Annotated in this window: 19 protein-coding genes and 1 other RNA gene; 12 read left to right on the forward strand and 8 right to left on the reverse strand. The window is 39.5% G+C overall.

Going from position 1 to position 16,679, the window contains the following annotated elements:
- Positions 1-31 precede the first annotated feature (31 nt).
- The 6 genes from WD048_09660 (at position 32) to WD048_09685 (ending at position 5,446) form a co-directional block, all read left to right on the forward strand.
- On the forward strand, positions 32-1,228 hold the full coding sequence (locus tag WD048_09660; GenBank protein ID MEX0812469.1) for an acetyl-CoA C-acyltransferase: 1,197 nt from the start codon (positions 32-34) through the stop codon (positions 1,226-1,228).
- 1 nt (position 1,229) lies between these two features.
- Positions 1,230-1,967 (forward strand): tRNA pseudouridine(38-40) synthase TruA, encoded by a 738-nt coding sequence (truA, locus tag WD048_09665; protein ID MEX0812470.1) that lies wholly within the window; start codon positions 1,230-1,232, stop codon positions 1,965-1,967.
- Positions 1,960-3,729: an ABC transporter ATP-binding protein gene (locus WD048_09670; protein ID MEX0812471.1), complete on the forward strand. Its 1,770-nt coding sequence runs from the start codon at positions 1,960-1,962 to the stop codon at positions 3,727-3,729. The genes truA and WD048_09670 overlap by 8 nt, the downstream gene beginning before the upstream one ends.
- A 67-nt stretch (positions 3,730-3,796) precedes the next feature.
- Positions 3,797-4,204, forward strand: coding sequence for a hypothetical protein (locus WD048_09675; protein ID MEX0812472.1), 408 nt, complete (start codon positions 3,797-3,799; stop codon positions 4,202-4,204).
- A gap of 247 nt (positions 4,205-4,451) precedes the next feature.
- Entirely contained in the window at positions 4,452-4,760 is a 309-nt protein-coding gene (locus tag WD048_09680) for a hypothetical protein (protein MEX0812473.1), read from the forward strand.
- 311 nt (positions 4,761-5,071) lie between these two features.
- A complete protein-coding gene (locus WD048_09685; GenBank protein MEX0812474.1) occupies positions 5,072-5,446 on the forward strand; it encodes a hypothetical protein in 375 nt (124 codons plus the stop codon).
- A 195-nt stretch (positions 5,447-5,641) separates the two neighbouring features.
- Here the strand turns inward: WD048_09685 and WD048_09690 are convergent, their stop codons facing one another.
- Genes WD048_09690 through WD048_09705 form a run of 4 tightly spaced genes read right to left on the reverse strand, consistent with a single transcriptional unit; the run spans position 5,642 to position 8,057 of the window.
- Entirely contained in the window at positions 5,642-6,427 is a 786-nt protein-coding gene (locus WD048_09690) for a Fic family protein (GenBank protein ID MEX0812475.1), read from the reverse strand.
- A gap of 45 nt (positions 6,428-6,472) precedes the next feature.
- A complete protein-coding gene (locus WD048_09695) occupies positions 6,473-6,628 on the reverse strand; it encodes a hypothetical protein (GenBank protein MEX0812476.1) in 156 nt (51 codons plus the stop codon).
- Between the two features lie 45 nt (positions 6,629-6,673).
- Positions 6,674-6,964 (reverse strand): DUF721 domain-containing protein, encoded by a 291-nt coding sequence (locus WD048_09700; protein ID MEX0812477.1) that lies wholly within the window; start codon positions 6,962-6,964, stop codon positions 6,674-6,676.
- Positions 6,957-8,057, reverse strand: coding sequence for a DNA replication/repair protein RecF (locus tag WD048_09705; protein ID MEX0812478.1), 1,101 nt, complete (start codon positions 8,055-8,057; stop codon positions 6,957-6,959). Before WD048_09705 ends, WD048_09700 begins: the two co-directional genes overlap by 8 nt.
- A gap of 50 nt (positions 8,058-8,107) precedes the next feature.
- Here WD048_09705 and pdhA point away from each other — a divergent pair, with 50 nt between their 5' ends.
- From pdhA to WD048_09725, 4 genes are all read left to right on the forward strand, one after another.
- Positions 8,108-9,103 (forward strand): pyruvate dehydrogenase (acetyl-transferring) E1 component subunit alpha, encoded by a 996-nt coding sequence (pdhA, locus tag WD048_09710; GenBank protein MEX0812479.1) that lies wholly within the window; start codon positions 8,108-8,110, stop codon positions 9,101-9,103.
- A gap of 9 nt (positions 9,104-9,112) precedes the next feature.
- Positions 9,113-9,784 carry a tetratricopeptide repeat protein gene (locus WD048_09715; GenBank protein MEX0812480.1) on the forward strand — a complete coding sequence of 224 codons (672 nt, stop codon included), beginning with the start codon at positions 9,113-9,115 and terminating at the stop codon, positions 9,782-9,784.
- Between the two features lie 2 nt (positions 9,785-9,786).
- A complete protein-coding gene (gene ribH, locus WD048_09720) occupies positions 9,787-10,266 on the forward strand; it encodes a 6,7-dimethyl-8-ribityllumazine synthase (GenBank protein MEX0812481.1) in 480 nt (159 codons plus the stop codon).
- A gap of 84 nt (positions 10,267-10,350) precedes the next feature.
- Positions 10,351-11,136 (forward strand): hypothetical protein, encoded by a 786-nt coding sequence (locus tag WD048_09725; protein MEX0812482.1) that lies wholly within the window; start codon positions 10,351-10,353, stop codon positions 11,134-11,136.
- 194 nt (positions 11,137-11,330) lie between these two features.
- Here the strand turns inward: WD048_09725 and cysN are convergent, their stop codons facing one another.
- The 4 genes from cysN to WD048_09745 form a co-directional block, all read right to left on the reverse strand.
- Positions 11,331-12,623, reverse strand: a complete 1,293-nt coding sequence (cysN, locus tag WD048_09730; protein ID MEX0812483.1) for a sulfate adenylyltransferase subunit CysN — start codon at positions 12,621-12,623, stop codon at positions 11,331-11,333.
- 25 nt (positions 12,624-12,648) lie between these two features.
- Complete coding sequence (cysD, locus tag WD048_09735; GenBank protein MEX0812484.1) at positions 12,649-13,551, reverse strand: sulfate adenylyltransferase subunit CysD; 903 nt, start codon at positions 13,549-13,551, stop codon at positions 12,649-12,651.
- A gap of 7 nt (positions 13,552-13,558) precedes the next feature.
- Positions 13,559-14,164 (reverse strand): adenylyl-sulfate kinase, encoded by a 606-nt coding sequence (gene cysC / locus WD048_09740; protein MEX0812485.1) that lies wholly within the window; start codon positions 14,162-14,164, stop codon positions 13,559-13,561.
- Between the two features lie 322 nt (positions 14,165-14,486).
- The gene (locus WD048_09745) at positions 14,487-15,686 is read right to left on the reverse strand and encodes an NAD(P)-dependent oxidoreductase (GenBank protein ID MEX0812486.1); all 1,200 of its coding nucleotides are present in this window, start codon (positions 15,684-15,686) and stop codon (positions 14,487-14,489) included.
- A 192-nt stretch (positions 15,687-15,878) separates the two neighbouring features.
- On the opposite strand from WD048_09745, the gene ssrA reads away from it, so the two are divergent.
- Positions 15,879-16,249, forward strand: a transfer-messenger RNA (tmRNA) gene (gene ssrA / locus WD048_09750).
- A gap of 219 nt (positions 16,250-16,468) precedes the next feature.
- A complete protein-coding gene (locus WD048_09755; GenBank protein MEX0812487.1) occupies positions 16,469-16,636 on the forward strand; it encodes a DUF2281 domain-containing protein in 168 nt (55 codons plus the stop codon).
- Positions 16,637-16,679 lie beyond the last annotated feature (43 nt).

Below are 16,679 nucleotides of genomic sequence, written 5' to 3' on the forward strand. Positions count from 1 at the left end.
GTAGAATTGCCGACAAAATTAAAAATACTTTATGACTTCAGCTTACATAATTGACGCACTGCGTACACCCATAGGAAAATATACCGGAACACTGAGCACAGTCAGGCCGGACGATCTCGCTGCACTTGTGATCAGTGAAATTGTGAAACGCAATCCTAAAGTCAATCTAGAAGACATTGAAGATGTAATCTTTGGCGCAGCCAACCAAGCGGGCGAAGACAATAGGAATGTCGCCCGCATGGCCTTGCTTATGGCCGGTTTGCCTCAGGAAATTGGAGGCGTGACCGTCAACAGATTGTGTGCATCAGGCTTGCAAGCTATTATGGACAGCAGCCGTGCCATTATGCTGGGCGAGGCCGATGTATATCTGGCTGGTGGCGTGGAAAGTATGACACGCGCCCCTTATGTGATGAGCAAGGTCAGCAAAGCCTTTGGCCGCGATGCGCAATTATTTGACACTACCATTGGCTGGCGTTTTATCAATAAAAAATTAGCAGATAAATATTATCCATATGCTATGGGCGAAACTGCTGAAAATGTAGCTAAAGAATGGAAAGTCAGTCGTGAAGAGCAAGATGCATTTGCACTGGGCAGCCAGGAAAAATACCAAGCAGCGCATGATGCCGATAAATTCAAGGAAGAATTGGTCCCGGTTTCTATTCTACAGCGCAAGGGCGATCCCATTCTTTTCAATAAAGATGAACATCCGCGACTGAGTAGTATGGAAAAAATCGCTTCGCTAAAACCAGCTTTTATCAAAGACGGAACCGTAACAGCTGCCAATTCCTCGGGCATAAATGATGGTGCCGCAGCCTTGATTTTGGTGTCAGAAGATTATCTTAAAAAACATGATTTAAAGCCATTGGTAAAAGTCATTTCCATGGGCATTGCCGGTGTTTCGCCCGATTGTATGGGCATAGGTCCCGTACCCGCCACGCAGAAAGCGTTGAAAAGGGCAGGTTTGAAAATCAGCGATATCGGTTTGGTGGAATTGAACGAAGCCTTTGCTGCACAGTCCATAGCCTGTATGCGCGATTTGGAATTGGATCCCTCGATTGTAAACGTGAATGGTGGAGCCATTGCACTTGGTCATCCTTTGGGTTGTTCTGGGGCGCGCATCAGCACTACATTGATTCATGAAATGCAGAAAAGAAATGTCCGCTACGGATTGGCAACTATGTGCGTTGGAGTTGGGCAAGGTGCTGCGGTGATTTACGAAAATTGCTGATATGCGCTATTTCGTAGAGTTGATGTATGACGGAACAAATTATCACGGTTGGCAATATCAGCCCAATGTGATTTCCGTTCAAGAAACTATTGAAGCCGCTATTTCCAGGTACCTGAGAACAGAAACAAAAGTAGTGGGTTGCGGACGCACAGATTCAGGTGTTCATGCCTCCCAGTATTTTTTGCATTTTGATCATCACGAGGCCATTGATAAACATTTCATGTATCGCCTGAATAAAATATTGCCACATGACATTGCATTTAAACGGGTGTTTCAGGTAGAAGATAATGCCCATGCTCGCTTTAGTGCAAAAACCCGGTCTTATCGCTATCAAATCTATTTTGATAAAAATCCATTTTTGAAACCCTTTGGCTTTCACTATTTCCTGAAAGAATTAGATTTGGAAAAAATGCATAAAATGGCCGAATTGCTTCCCGAATTGAAAGATTTTGAGTCTCTGAGTAAAAAAGGCACGGATGTAAAAACTACACTTTGCGATATTTATAGTGCTAAATGGACAACAGAAGGCGAGCTTTTGGTGTTTGAAATCAGTGCAAACCGTTTTCTGAGAAACATGGTGCGTATGATTGTAGGAGCGGGACTGATGATTGGACAAAGAACACTTAGTTTAGAAGCATTTGAATCAACAGTTAAAGCCAAAACACCATTTAAATACATAATGCCTGTTGCTCCGGCAGGCCTTTTTTTAAGTAAGGTAGAATATCCATTTTTTGAATAAGCAAAATCAATACGGAAATATTTTTGACTGGAGTCTGTTGAAGCGCATTCTCGGGCTGGTCAAGCCATTTCGCAGGGAGTTTATTTCTGCTACACTTTTGGCTATTGTGCTTTCTGTACTGGGCCCTGTGCGCCCTTATTTAATACAGGTAACGGTTGATGATTATATACTTAAACAAGACGGCAAGGGATTACAAATGATGATCATGATCCTTATTGGATTGCTGATAACAGAAAGTTTTTTGCGCTACTTTTTTATTTTTATTACCAATTGGCTGGGGCAGTCTGTAATCAAAAACCTCAGAGTACAGGTATTCAGCCATGTCACCCGGCTAAAGCTGCAATTTTTCGACAAAACACCCATTGGCACTGCTACTACCAGGACCATCAATGATGTAGAAACCATCAATGATATTTTCAGCCAGGGATTCATTACCATTATTGCTGATTTGCTCACAATTGTTGTCGTTATTGGAATTATGTTTTATTCCAACTGGCAACTTACGCTGGTAAGTTTGGCCACCTTCCCACTGATCATTTACAGCACTTATGTATTTAAAGAAAAAATTAAAGGGGCTTTCCAAAAGGTAAGAAACCAGGTGTCCAAACTCAATGCTTTTGCCCAGGAACACATCACCGGAATGCGCATTATTCAGATATTTAATGCAGAAGACAAAGAATACAGAAAATTTCAAAAAATCAATGCCGAGCATCGCGATGCGCACATACAGTCTATTCTTTATTATTCCATTTTCTTTCCGGTAGTGGAGGTGATCCTGGCCAGTGCCATTGGGTTGATGGTATGGTATGGAGCCAACCAGGTGATTGCGGAAAAAGCTACGCTGGGAGTTTTGATTTCATTCATTCTTTACCTAAATATGCTCTTCAGGCCATTGCGCATGTTGGCCGATAAATTCAATACGCTGCAAATGGGCATAGTGGCAGGCGACCGGATTTTCAGATTGCTCGACAACAAGGATTTTATCGACAATTCCGGCACTCGTGAAACTGATCACGTCAAAGGAGATATCCACTTTGAAAATGTGAGTTTTGCCTACAATGCTGAAGAATATGTATTGCGGGATATCAATTTTGACCTGAAAGCGGGGGAGACACTTGCTATTGTTGGTGCCACAGGTTCTGGAAAAACTTCCATAATCAATATCCTGTCGCGCTATTACGAATTTCAAAAAGGGAAGATCACTGTTGATGGAGTGGATATACGCGATTATAAGCTCGAAAATTTAAGAAGCCATGTTGGTGCCGTTTTACAGGATGTGTTTCTTTTTTCTGGAAGTATTCACGACAATATCACTTTGCACAATCCGGATATCAGCAGGCAGCAGGTGATTGAAGCGGCAAAGGAAGTAGGTGCCCACGATTTTATTATGCGACTGCCCGACAACTACGATTATGATGTGATGGAGCGTGGAGCCACCTTATCTATGGGGCAAAGGCAATTGATTTCCTTTATTCGGGCATTGGTCTATGATCCCAAAATCCTGATATTGGACGAGGCGACCAGTTCCATTGATACGGAAAGCGAACGCTTGGTGCAAAAGGCGATTGAGCGATTGATCCAGGGCAGGACATCCATTACCATTGCCCACAGGCTTTCCACCATAAAACACGCTCATAAAATTTTAGTACTAAAAGCTGGTGAAATCATTGAAGCCGGCACCCACCAGGAATTAATGGCACAGAACGGGCATTTCAAAAAACTGCACGATATGCAGTTTAGCGAGGGGGAAGTGGGGGTATAATTGAACGTCAGCAGAAGTATATACAGGTTTTAGTTATATTTGATAGGATGCTAAATTCCCATTTAGAATGATACCAGATACAGCTAAAAGATTATCATGGAATTTTAATTACTTAATAGTGATCCTATTTTATGGAATCGGACTTTATCTTTCCATCACTTTATTTATATCCAGTTCATATTTATTTGGAATAATCCCCTTTATACTATTATGTGTTTCAACTAGACCATTTTTAAAAAGGATGATTAGTGTTTATTGTGACAATGAGCACATATACATTAAAAACATTTTTTCTAGAAAGATTAAAAAGCATGACAAGAAACACGTTATATCTATTGTTCTAGATCAGTGGCCAAATTCATATAAAATATCTATCAGTGATAGCGGTGAATCTAAAACAATTTATTTTTCAGGTGAAATGTTTTTAAGAAGTGAAGAGATAATTGATTATATAAAAAATAAACCCACCCCTTAATCTGTAGTAAAATAATGTGAAGGGCGACTAAGCATTAACAATCCAAACCCCAGAACACACTTGTTATATCTACCTCATAGTCAATGCTGGATGTAAAATCATAGATGAAAATGCTGCTATTTTATAACTTTTGCAGTTGTGAAATGGGGGAATGTATCTACAAATCAGGATTACTGAGATATAGTGGTAAATCTTTCCTATGTTATTGCTACAAAACCTTAAATTTATTCCTTAACATTTCACTTCCATGAACAATCACCCCTATAAAATCTCAGACTTTTCCTCCCACCTTTTTTGGGACACAAATAGAGATATGTTGGATTTTGAAAAGCACAAATCACAAATTATTTACCAAGTGCTGGAATATGGCGAGATGAAAGATTGGAAAATGATCCAGGAAATATATGATAAGGACACATTAAAGGAAGTGACAACAAATCTCCGGCAACTTGATGTTGTTACGCTTTCCTTCATTGCCCACTATTTAAATATTGACAAATCAGAATTTAGATGCTACAAAAACAAGCAGTCGAACCCAAACTTCTGGAACTCTTAGAGTTTTTAATGAAATTTGATGATTCAGATACGCCTGAATAATATGCAGTTTATTGAGGGGAAAGTGGAGAGGGTTTAAAAAACTGGTTCTTAGTCTGTAGCAAAGAAAAGTGCAGGGCTACTACGGACAGCTTCAAATAAACCAAGCCCTTAACTTTAATGGGGAAAAGTTTTGTTTGATACTTAGATTAAATCCGAAGTCCCTATGCTCTAGAATTGCTTAAGACTAAGGATAGTTAGGGAAAAACGAGAATTTCATATTTGAAAATAGGACGTGTGAAAAGAAAAGGTTAATTTTGAAAAAAAAATTGTATGAAATCACTAATTCCTGCTTTTCTTTTTCTAATTACAATATCTTCTTGTAAAAATGGAGATTCTGAAGAAGTAGCTAAAAAGTATATAAATGCGATATTCTCCTACGATTTTGAAACTGCAAGATTTTTATCTACTAGCAATTTAGATAAAGATATTGAATATTACGAGCATATATACAACCCTAGCCGAAGAGATAATATAACTTTAAAGAGTATTAACACTCTTAGTGAAGAGGAATCTGACGATAAAGTATGCTATAGCCTCGAAATATACTACACACACGATGGAGCACCAACTCGAAAAAGAGGAAAATACTGCTTAAGATATATAGATGCCAAATGGCAAGTAGTAAGTGTCCATGATTTAAAGTAAATTAATCTTAACTGCTTACTTGTAGTGACACCTAACGACCCTTATTTCTAGCAGACACGTGACAAACGACCAAGGAATAGCAAAGCTTTCCTTTGATTCATAAATTCCCAAGTCCCTATGCGCTAATACCTTTCTACAGACTACGGATAGTTAGAGTATTCAGATTAGTGAGGGTAAGGAGAGAAAGTTTAACCCCTATTCCACTTCTTTTTCTATCCCATTTATGGTCATCAGAAGAAAATTAAGTGCTTTGTTGTAATCCAGTTTTGCATATTCAAGCCCTAATTTTTTGATGTTATTATAATAGTGATGGATATGCACATAATAATTTTTCTCTAGTTGAACGGCAGCAGCTTTTTGTCCTATTTTTTCAATTAAAAACCATTTTTCAAGCAAACGGGCAGTGCGTCCATTTCCATCTTGAAAAGGATGGATTTTCACAAAGACAAGATGGATATAGGCAGCGTAATAGAAAATTTCAAAATCATTGAGCCGGGCTTTTAAAAGCAGTTCAATATCATTGAAAAGCTTTTCAATTTCTATTTTCACTATTGCTGGTTCAGCGGCAATATATTCGATTTCATCTTCGCTATTGATTACCATCATAGGATTATTCCTTATCAAGCCCTGTTGGCTTTTGGGCAATAAATGCGCACTTAAAATGGAATGGGCTTTTTGAATATTTTTAAAGCTGATGGAATGATTGTCAATAAAATCATAGGCAGCATATAAGTCATCTGCTTTGCGAGTATAATCTGCTTTGAATTTTACCTTTAAAAACTTATGCTTGAAATAACTGTCAAAATCAATATTTTCCCCTTCGATTTTAGAAGAATAAACAGATGAAATGGATTTATAGAATTGAAAATAATCAACGGGGATTTCAATCTTTTTGATCTTGTCCAGTTTTTGCAATGGGGATTCTTTCACCACATTGGTATAGGCATCAAGAAGTGTATCGCTTAATATTTTGAAATTCATTCCCAGTTATTTCCCCAAAGATACCTATAAATTAAAGTCTGTGGATTAGCCCTCTATCACCGAATACAGTACCTTGCCAATTTGAATTCCAAATACAAAAAGCAATACGCCCCCAACAAGTGCCAGCAATACCGCAATGGCTGATTTTTCTGGTTTTGTAAAGCTGTTCCACTTCTCCTTTATTGTTTCTGAAAACTCCATGCCTGCATTATATTTTTCACAGCTCTTTTCACATCCCTATTTTCACTAAAAAACCACCTTCTCCACCAATTCCTTTCCAAAATGCTGGTTGATCTTCACGCGAAGCGGTTCCTTCAGATAAAGCATTTCGTTTTTTACGGCTGCAGAATCCAGTTGAATAAACAAAGTATTTTTGTGCAATCTGATGCTACGAGTGTATTTAGCGATCATCTTACCGGCAATTTCCTCCCAGTCCGTTTTCAATCGGGTTTCTACCATTTTATCACCCATGCCCAATAATTCTATCATTTCATCAATGACTTCTTTAATGGGTCTTTCTTCATCTTGTTTAGGCATATACATTTCCGTTTTCTACTTTAAAAATGGCAATATTGTCTAAATTTCCTGCAAATTGCTTTTCAATTCTTTCACGGCTGGTATCTGAAATAAATACCTGTCCAAAATCGGGGTTCAAAATAAACTCAAGCAGGTGCCGACCTCTCTGATCGTCTAATTTATCAAAAATATCATCCAAAAGCAGCAAAGGTTTCTTCTTGCTGATTTTTTCCAGCAAGGCTACTTGTGCCAGCTTTAATGCAATCAGATAAGACTTTTGCTGTCCTTGTGAAGCAAAGCGTTTCACCTTCTGCCCGTTCATTTCAAATTCCATATCATCGCGGTGCACACCCTCAGAACTGCGCCTGATATTTCTGTCAATACTCAGGTTTTGCTCAAAAAGCTCAAGCATATCTTTTCCATAAACCTCTGAGGCATAGCTTAAGCTTACATGTTCTTTTTCTCCTGATATCTTTGCATACAATTCATGAAATTGTGGTACAATCAACTCGATCAATTCCTTGCGCTTTTCGGCAATATATGTTGCTGCTTCTGCCATAGGTATTTCATAGGCTTTTAACATTTGCCTTTCAAAGCGTCCATTTTCGGCAAATCGTTTAAGCAGGGCATTGCGCTGAGTCAACTGCCGATTGTATATTTGCAAATATTGCAGGTACTTGCTGTCCATTTGCGAGAGCAAGGCATCCATAAAGCGTCTGCGGTCTTCACTTCCGCCCAATATCAACTGATTGTCGTCCGGAGTGATGATCACAACAGGGAATCTGCCGACATGCTCGGAAAGCTTCTCATATTTCACCTGATCTATAGACAATTCTTTTTTTCGGCCATTGGCATACAGCAGGCGCAATGCTTTTTGCTCATCACTATCCTGAATGTGCGCATCAATTCTAAAAAAATCCTTTTCAAAAAGAATGTTGCCGGCCTCCTTATTGTTAAAATAGGATTTGGAAATGCAGGTATAATAAATGGCATCCAACAAATTGGTCTTTCCCGCACCATTTTCTCCCACAAAACAATTCACCTTTTTATCAAAGGCAATATCCGCCTTCAGATAATTCTTAAATTGGCATAAAGAAATGGTTTGAATAAACATTAGTTTCGGGGAGCGGTTTTATTTTATAATTTTGAAGCAAAGTGCGGAAAATGGCCAAAGCAAAAATAACAAAAGATCAGTACCTCAAGTGGTTTGAATTAATGACCGAATTGAGGCGATTTGAAGAAAAAGCAGGGCAGCTCTATGGACAACAAAAGATTCGGGGATTCTGCCACCTCTATATTGGCCAGGAAGCTGTGGCAGCGGGTATCGTTTCTGCTACAAAGCAAGAGGATCCTTTGATTACAGCCTATCGCGATCACGCTATTGCTATTGCCAAAGGTATTAGTTCAGATGCTGCTATGGCAGAATTGTTTGGCAAAAAAACAGGCTGCTCCAAAGGAAAAGGGGGATCCATGCATTTCTTTTCAAAAGAACACAATTTCTTTGGTGGACATGGTATTGTGGGCGCACATATTCCGCTTGGAGCGGGTATTGCATTTGCTGAACAATATAAAGAAACCAAGAATGTATGTGTCTGTCTTTTCGGAGATGGCGCAGCAAGACAGGGAGCACTGCACGAAACATTCAATATGGCCATGCTTTGGAAATTGCCGGTGGTCTTTATTTGTGAAAACAACAATTACGCAATGGGCACTTCTGTAGAGCGATCGTCTAATGTGAAAGATATTTACAAGCTTGGTTCTGCCTATGAAATGCCCTCTGAAGCTGTTGACGGCATGAAAGTGGAAGATGTACATAAGTCTGTTGAAAAAGCAGTGAAACACGCAAGGGATGGAAAAGGCCCCACTTTCCTTGAAATGAAAACCTATCGCTACAAGGGGCATTCAGTTTCAGACCCGGCCAAATACAGAACGCGTGACGAGGTTAATAAATACAAAAAGACAGACCCGATAGAACAAGTGAGAACCACTATTCTGAAAAAGAAATACGCCTCAGAAAAAGAATTAAAAAAAATAGAAGACAAAGTGAAGGATATTATAGCAGATGCTGTTAAATTTGCAGAAAATTCGGAATATCCGGCTCCTGAAGCTTTATATGAAGACAATTACAAACAGGAGGATTATCCTTTTATAAAAGACTAAACAACAACAATGGCTAAAACAAGAACAACAGGTACAACACCAGAAGATAAATTAGACAAGCTTGAAAATTTTGTCAATGAAAATCAAAACAAAGTACTCACAGGAGTAGCAGTAGTGCTGTTGGTAGTTTTTGGTTATTTGGGTTTCAATAATTATTATCTGCCCAAACAAGAGCAGGAAGCCCAGGAACAAATGTTTAAAGCACAATTTTACTTTGAAGTAGATTCTTTTTCACTGGCATTGAATGGTGATGGTAATTATCCCGGGTTTCTGGATATTATTGACAGTTATCGCTTTACAAAAGCCTCAAATCTTTCCAATTACTATGCTGGCATCAGTTATTTAAAATTGGGCAAATACGATCTGGCTATTGATTACCTCAATAAATTCAGTGCTGATGATGTGATGCTAAGCGCTATAGCACTTGGCGCCATTGGCGATGCTTATGCCGAAAAAGGAGAGAACGGTCAAAGTCTGAACTATTATGTGAAAGCTGCCAAAGCAAGCGATAATAATTTCACAGCACCATTGTTTTATCTCAAAGCCGGATTAATGGCCGAATCTGAAGGAAAAAATGCCGATGCATTGAGCTATTTCAAAGCACTAAAAGAAAATTACCCCGAATCTTCCCAGGCTTCTAATGCTGAAAAACATATTGCCAGGTTGAGCATGAAAAGTTAATTATGGCTACTTTTCTCAAAAGCCTTTCTGATTACGATCCCGCTAATGTGCCTTCAGGAAAAGGCAGGCGTTTTAGTGTAATAGTTTCTGAATACAATAGTGATATTACATTTGCCCTTAGAGATGCAGCAATTGAAACCCTGCTCAAACACCATGTCAAGGAAGAAGATATCCTTTTAGATCACGTGCCGGGTACCTTTGAACTTCCTTCAGCAGCAGCAATGCTCTACAAAAAATACAAGCCTGATGCCCTGATCTGTATTGGCTGTGTCATCAAAGGGGAAACCGACCACGATAAATACATTAATCATGCAGTTGCTCAGGGTTTGGTAAATTTATCTCTGGAAATACTAAAGCCGGTGATTTTTGGCGTCCTGACTCCAAATACCCATCAACAAGCGCTTGATCGAGCCGGAGGAAAACACGGCAACAAAGGTGTGGAAGCAGCTTTTACGGCTTTAAAAATGCTCGGTTTACAATAATCTTTTGTTTTTATTGCGCAAGTGAGAAAGCGAATCGTGGGTTTTATGCAACTGAAATTTAATTTCCTTTTGTATCTTGGTTTCATGAAAACAAAACCTATTTTTTCGGCCCTCTCCATTCTGTTATTTGTCTCAACAGCCTGTAATAAAGACAAATGTGAAAGTAAATTTTTTGGCATTCCGGTAAGCAATACTGGATTGGACAATTCTATTTGCACACCTATTTGTGAATGTGAAGGTATCGCTTCTAAAAGTTTTAGTGTCGATGAGCTTTTGCTAATGAAGCAATACACCAATACAGATCCCTCTGAGGAAATTTTGGAGAACCCGTATGACGATCCAGTTCCGGAAAAACCGGAAAGCGTGTGTGCAGTGGTAATAGAGGATAAGAATGCTAAAACCTACCATTTGGAAACTTTCAGCAGCAGGGAGGCCGCCAAAAATGCAGGTGCCATAGTTACACATACGGATGCCTGTGGTGCTTGTTCCGGACTTCAGGATTTAAGTGTTTACGCTGAAAATTTAGATGTGGGAGCAGATGTAAGAGCTTGTGCCATTTCCAATCTGGCAAAGCCGATGGATAGTTTGGTTGCCTGTATTCAAGCCCTGGGATTTACCAGGCCCTGTGCACAGATTTGGGCATTCAACACCAAAAATACCCAAGCAGAATGTTTTGAAGTGTGCATAAACAATAATACCTACAACAATGAAGATGGATCGCTAAGCGAATGTCTTCAATGCGATGAAACCAATAGTGGGCCGGTTTTTAAAGCAGTAGCCGGAAGAACTAGAAGAAATACCGGCATAGCCAATGCCATTTGTAGGTTTTGCGAAGAAGTAGAAATTATTGAGCACAATTACTCTTTATGATTCAGGGTTAAATAGTCATGCTGCTGCGAGTTTTCAACCTGAACTTTGTACTATTCCAGAAATTAAAAATAAATTTTATTTAAATGTCTCTTGAGCCAATTTTCAAAGTTAGGGGCGCACGGCCATGCGCCCCTAACTTTGAAAAATTTCTAGAAAATTGTAAGGAGTTAATAGCGCAATAAGATAAACAGGCACTAAATAATCATGCCAGCACCAACCGTTTCATGGGTGCCCTCATCTACAAGAATTACACTTCCTGTATTTCGGTTTCTCCGGTAACTGTCGTGAAATAAAGGACTGGTGGTTCTAATGCTGATTCGAGAAATATCATTCAGTCCGATATTCTTATCTCCTTCATTGCGGTGTAGTGTATTAATATTGAGTTTGTACTTAATATCTTTCACAATGCAGCGCACTTCTTTAGAGGTATGCTTCAGCATATATTTCCCCCTGTGTTGCAGTGGGCGCTCATTCAGCCAGCAAACCATCAGGTCAATATTCTGTTCTACTCGTGGGGAGTTATTTTCACGCACAATCATATCTCCTCTACTGATATCAATATCATCTTCCAGGGTCATACTTACCGACATTGGTGCAAATGCTTCTTCAATTTGACCATTCAAGGTATCAATGGATTTTATTTTAGAAGTAAACCCTGAAGGCAGCACCATGATCTGGTCACCTTTTTTGAATACGCCTCCTGCAATTCTTCCGGCATAGCCCCTGTAATCGTGAAATTCCGTGGTTTGAGGTCTGATTACTGTCTGAACAGGATACCGGGCATCTATATGGTTTTGATCGCTGGCAATATGAATGGTTTCTAATGAATACAGTAAAGTAGGTCCATCGTACCAGTCCGTTTTTTTAGATCGTGTAACTACATTGTCGCCAAACAATGCACTTATCGGAATGAAACGAACATCTTTCACATCTAATTTGGTGGCAAATTTCCTGAAATCTTCTTTGATGCGATTATAGACTTCTTCATCATAATCCACCAAATCCATTTTGTTGATACAAATAACAATGTGCGGAATTTGCAACAGGGAAGCGATAAAAGCATGTCGCCTGGTTTGTTCCACCACACCGTGGCGTGCATCTACCAAAATTATGGCCAGGTTGGCCGTAGAAGCACCGGTTACCATGTTTCGGGTATATTGAATATGCCCGGGCGTATCGGCTATAATGAATTTTCTGCGCGGAGTGGCAAAATAGCGATAAGCTACATCAATCGTAATGCCCTGCTCTCGTTCAGCTTTCAGCCCATCTGTCAAAAGCGCCAGGTTTACCTGCTCATCCCCTTTGCGCTCACTGGTTTGCCTAATGGCCTCATACTGATCTTCAAAAATAGCTTTGCTGTCATAAAGCAAACGACCTATGAGCGTACTTTTCCCGTCATCTACACTGCCGGCTGTTGTAAAGCGCAGCAGATCCATATCCATATATGCTTTGCTGTCAAATATTGTATTGTTCTTCGTATCTGTCATGATGTGTTTTACTTAAAATCAATTGCTAAAAATAACCAGCTTTTTTGCGGTCTTCCATTGAAGATTCTGATCTTTTGTCATCTGATCTTCCACCGCGTTCAGTAATTCTGGTAGCTGCTACTTCCTGAATGATTTCGTCAATATTGGAAGCCGTAGAAAGCGCAGCACCGGTACAAGTGGCGTCACCTATTGTTCTAAATCGAAGGGTCATTTCTTTCACTTCCTCTTCAGGGCGGGTTTCTATAAAATCGGTTTTGGCCAGGATCACCCCATCTCTTTCAAAAGCTGGCCGCTTGTGAGAGAAGTACAGCGATGGCAGTTCAATTTTTTCCATGCCAATGTATTGCCAAACATCCAGCTCTGTCCAGTTGGAAATAGGGAAAACACGGAAATGCTCTCCTACATGTTTTTTAGCATTAAAGATGTTCCACAATTCAGGTCTTTGGTTCTTTGGATCCCACTGGCCGAATTCATCCCGGTGTGAAAAAAAGCGCTCTTTGGCCCTTGCTTTTTCCTCATCGCGTCTTGCGCCACCCAATGCGGCATCAAATTTATGTTTCTCTATAGCATCCAGCAATGTGACTGTTTGCAAGGCATTTCTGCTGGCGTTAATTCCTTTTTCCTCTACGGCTTTTCCACTGTCAATAGATTCCTGAACGGAGGCGACTATTAATTTTGCCCCGATTTTTTCCATCAATTGATCTCTGAAGGCAATGGTTTCGGGAAAATTATGCCCGGTATCAATATGCATCAGGGGAAATGGAATTTTACCGGGATAAAAAGCTTTTCTCGCCAAATGTGTTACCAGTATAGAGTCCTTTCCTCCGGAAAACAACAAAACAGGATTTTCGAATTCCGCAGCCACTTCCCGGATCACATAAATGGATTCGGATTCCAGCTCCTTAAGGTGATTTAAATTATAATCCATAAGATATTCACTTCTTTATAATAGGTAAAATATATTGCAGCACAGCATCTACGGATGCTTCGGCTGTCATTTCATTTGTTTTGATTTCCAAATCGGGATTTTCAGGAGCCTCAAATGGCGCATTCAGTCCCGTAAAATTTTTTATTTCTCCTGCTCTTGCCTTTTTGTACAGTCCTTTCACATCTCTTTGTTCGCAGACTTCAAAAGGGGCATTGACATATATTTCTATAAAATCTTTATCGCCAATAATAGAACGCGCAGCATTTCTAATTCCAATAGTAGGGCTCACAAAAGAATTGAGCGTAACAACGCCACAATCTACAAACAACTTAGATACTTCGGCAATACGCCTGATGTTTTCTGTGCGGTCTTTGTCTGAAAAACCGAGATTGTTGTTGATTCCTGAGCGCACATTGTCTCCATCCAGTATTTGCACCAAATGACCCAGTTCGTGCAGCTTTTTTTCTACTCCCCTGGCAATTGTACTTTTTCCCGACCCCGAGAGTCCGGTAAACCAAAGCACTTTGCTGTGCTGCTTTAGCAATTCTTCCTTTGCTGAGCGCGGAAGGATTTGATCAAAAATAGGATGTATGTTTTCTGCTTGATTGGCCATAAATCGCTGGCAAAGATAGAAAATAAGGCTTAGTGAATGAAGTGTTGCTATGATTCAAATAATAGCTAAAAAGCAATGGGAGAAATATTGTTCAGTAAGAGAAAAGATGCGAAGCATGGTTTTATGTGGCTTAATTTGAATTCCTATTAGAAGGTAAGAAGGGTTTGGAGTTTCCGTTAATAAGTAATGAGTGGGTTTATTTAGCTTATTTGTAAGTAGAAAGCCTGAGATTATCTTGCGCCAAACAATTGAGAAATGTTGGGGAATCAAGATTAGAAAGTTCAAGTTTGGATGTTTGTAAATTCATTACTTAATTGGAAGATTAAGATTCCAAATAGTCTTTCAAATAGAGAAAGGGGGTGTTCAGTTTGCCTTTTTTTACTATTGTAGCTCTGTCTAAAATTTTACTATCTGCTTTTTTGAGTTCGGGCAAAATTTCACGAAGCATTTTTTCACCAAAAGCTGTAGAGGCATCCCTTGGCAGCTCATTGGGTAAATTGTCAACCGCCATTACGCTAATGTTTTCTTTGTCAAAGGCGTCCCTTTCTTCATTTGTTTTGGGATCAAATCCATAAAATGGCGCATCGATAGTGGAAGGGCGAATGGTAGATGGCACGGATGCTTCAGGCGCAATATCGCAGGTAATATCCGCAATGGTCGATATCCTGAAATTGTCCTTCAGCATATCTTCCCTGGTAAAAAATGCCGGAGCTTTTGGATCCCAATAAATGGCATTGATGAATAAATCGCTGTGCGGATAATATTGATGGAACCGACTTTTATACTTTTCCGGATTTGCGAAAAAATCTTTTAGCTCAAATGAATTTCCATCTTTTCTTTCAAATAAATCTTCTGAATCGAGCTGTGCATATACGGCTTCATTGAATTCCTCGCTTGTAAATGCTTCGGGACTCACTTTTTTTATTCCTAAAAAATCTAAAATCTCCATGGCTCCCTTTGCCACCCTTCCCCCACCGGAAATGGCAATTTTAAATGCAGGGAATTTCAGTCCTTCCAAGGCTTTTTTCACTACTTCATAATCCTTGAAACTATTCACCGGATTAATCTCGAATGATTGCGTGCGCAATCCATAAGCCCTTAATCCATTCAGTGCGCCTACAATTCCCGCCCAGCGGCCAAAAGCAATGATGCGCTGACCATTTTCATCCGTTAGCACTTCGTAATCTATCAAGCGAATATTTTTCTCCGCCACGGCTTGTAGCAATTTTTGATTGTAAGGCTGTGCCTTAATCGTGTGGCTAAAGAAAAAATAGGTTTTATTGGCAATTAATTTATCAATGGGCACTTCTTTTATTCCAATTAAAATATCCCTATCGTCCATGTCGGGTACAATAGGCAATCCTTCATTTTTGTATTCCTCATCACTAAAGCAGCGGCTATCAGAACTTTGCACCGCAATGTCAAACCCCATTTCAACAGCGGCTTTGGCTTGTTTGGGATTAAGCGCGACACGGGTATCCGCAGGTGTTTTTCCTTCCTTGATAAGACCTATTTTGAGCATATTGAAATGATAAATTTTGTTAGAAAATGCATTGCTGAAACTAAAGCAGCTAAAATACAGTTTTGCAAATGAAAATGAATTAGACGAGCTTTGTGCTCCAATTTGCCCATTGAGCGAAGTCGAAATGCCGCAAATTGGAGAATGAATTTCAAATTTAAAAGCTTCGTTCTATCAATCGATCTTTGACATATTGGGGCTGACCGGAATTGACGGCAGGACTTGGAGATATACTTGCGTGTCGAGTATTCTGTCATATACTCGTAAATCCTAAGGCAGTATTTTTTTAGTTGGCGAACAAGATTACGCCATGGCTGCGTAGTACAAGGTACTAAACAGCTTTTGTCCCTTTCCAGCTTTGTCTGGTAGGTAGGATATGGGGCATCGACAATATCAGACTAGTGAGGCAGAAGTAATTCGCCTGTCTTGCGAAATTTAGAATTTAAGGAGTGCATCAGGTGGGTCAACTGACCTTTGCATTCCCGACAATCAACAGGTGACTACACATGTAGATGGTATGTTTGCGACCTGGCCGGACCAGAGTTCGAATCTCTGCAGCTCCACTTATAACAAACCCAATACTTTGTATTTCAAGGTGTTGGGTTTTTTATTTAATTACTTGCTTCTTATTTGCTTTGTTTCCTGCTTATAACTCAATCATGTTTTATTGCTCTGTTCCTTTTCCTGTATGTATTTTCAGGGCAAGAAAAAATAATTTTAAACTTTTGAATTTTCGTACAATAAAATTGTTAATTCAGTAGCTTTATTCTATAAAACCGAAAACTATGAGTAGTATATCTGTTATTACCACAAAACTGGAGCAATTGCCCCCCAAGGCATTAAAACAAGCAAATGATTATATTGAATTTCTCCATCAGCGTTATTCACGGCAAAGACCGAGTAAAAAAACAATAAACAAGAGGGTTTCAGATAATCCACAGTTTGGAAAATAGGAATACCATTAAGGTGTTTAATTCAGTTTTTCAGGAAGGCAAT

This window comes from Chitinophagales bacterium (genome assembly GCA_040877935.1).
GTDB lineage: Bacteria > Bacteroidota > Bacteroidia > Chitinophagales > CAIOSU01 > JBBDNB01.

Coding starts and splice junctions, on each gene's coding strand:
- WD048_09660 (MEX0812469.1), top strand. CDS start 32: ATGACTTCAGCTTACATAATTGACGCACTGCGTACACCCATAGGAAAA.
- truA (MEX0812470.1), top strand. CDS start 1,230: ATGCGCTATTTCGTAGAGTTGATGTATGACGGAACAAATTATCACGGT.
- WD048_09675 (MEX0812472.1), top strand. CDS start 3,797: ATGATACCAGATACAGCTAAAAGATTATCATGGAATTTTAATTACTTA.
- WD048_09680 (MEX0812473.1), top strand. CDS start 4,452: ATGAACAATCACCCCTATAAAATCTCAGACTTTTCCTCCCACCTTTTT.
- WD048_09685 (MEX0812474.1), top strand. CDS start 5,072: ATGAAATCACTAATTCCTGCTTTTCTTTTTCTAATTACAATATCTTCT.
- WD048_09690 (MEX0812475.1), bottom strand. CDS start 6,427: ATGAATTTCAAAATATTAAGCGATACACTTCTTGATGCCTATACCAAT.
- WD048_09695 (MEX0812476.1), bottom strand. CDS start 6,628: ATGGAGTTTTCAGAAACAATAAAGGAGAAGTGGAACAGCTTTACAAAA.
- WD048_09700 (MEX0812477.1), bottom strand. CDS start 6,964: ATGCCTAAACAAGATGAAGAAAGACCCATTAAAGAAGTCATTGATGAA.
- WD048_09705 (MEX0812478.1), bottom strand. CDS start 8,057: ATGTTTATTCAAACCATTTCTTTATGCCAATTTAAGAATTATCTGAAG.
- pdhA (MEX0812479.1), top strand. CDS start 8,108: ATGGCCAAAGCAAAAATAACAAAAGATCAGTACCTCAAGTGGTTTGAA.
- WD048_09715 (MEX0812480.1), top strand. CDS start 9,113: ATGGCTAAAACAAGAACAACAGGTACAACACCAGAAGATAAATTAGAC.
- ribH (MEX0812481.1), top strand. CDS start 9,787: ATGGCTACTTTTCTCAAAAGCCTTTCTGATTACGATCCCGCTAATGTG.
- WD048_09725 (MEX0812482.1), top strand. CDS start 10,351: ATGAAAACAAAACCTATTTTTTCGGCCCTCTCCATTCTGTTATTTGTC.
- cysN (MEX0812483.1), bottom strand. CDS start 12,623: ATGACAGATACGAAGAACAATACAATATTTGACAGCAAAGCATATATG.
- cysD (MEX0812484.1), bottom strand. CDS start 13,551: ATGGATTATAATTTAAATCACCTTAAGGAGCTGGAATCCGAATCCATT.
- cysC (MEX0812485.1), bottom strand. CDS start 14,164: ATGGCCAATCAAGCAGAAAACATACATCCTATTTTTGATCAAATCCTT.
- WD048_09745 (MEX0812486.1), bottom strand. CDS start 15,686: ATGCTCAAAATAGGTCTTATCAAGGAAGGAAAAACACCTGCGGATACC.
- WD048_09755 (MEX0812487.1), top strand. CDS start 16,469: ATGAGTAGTATATCTGTTATTACCACAAAACTGGAGCAATTGCCCCCC.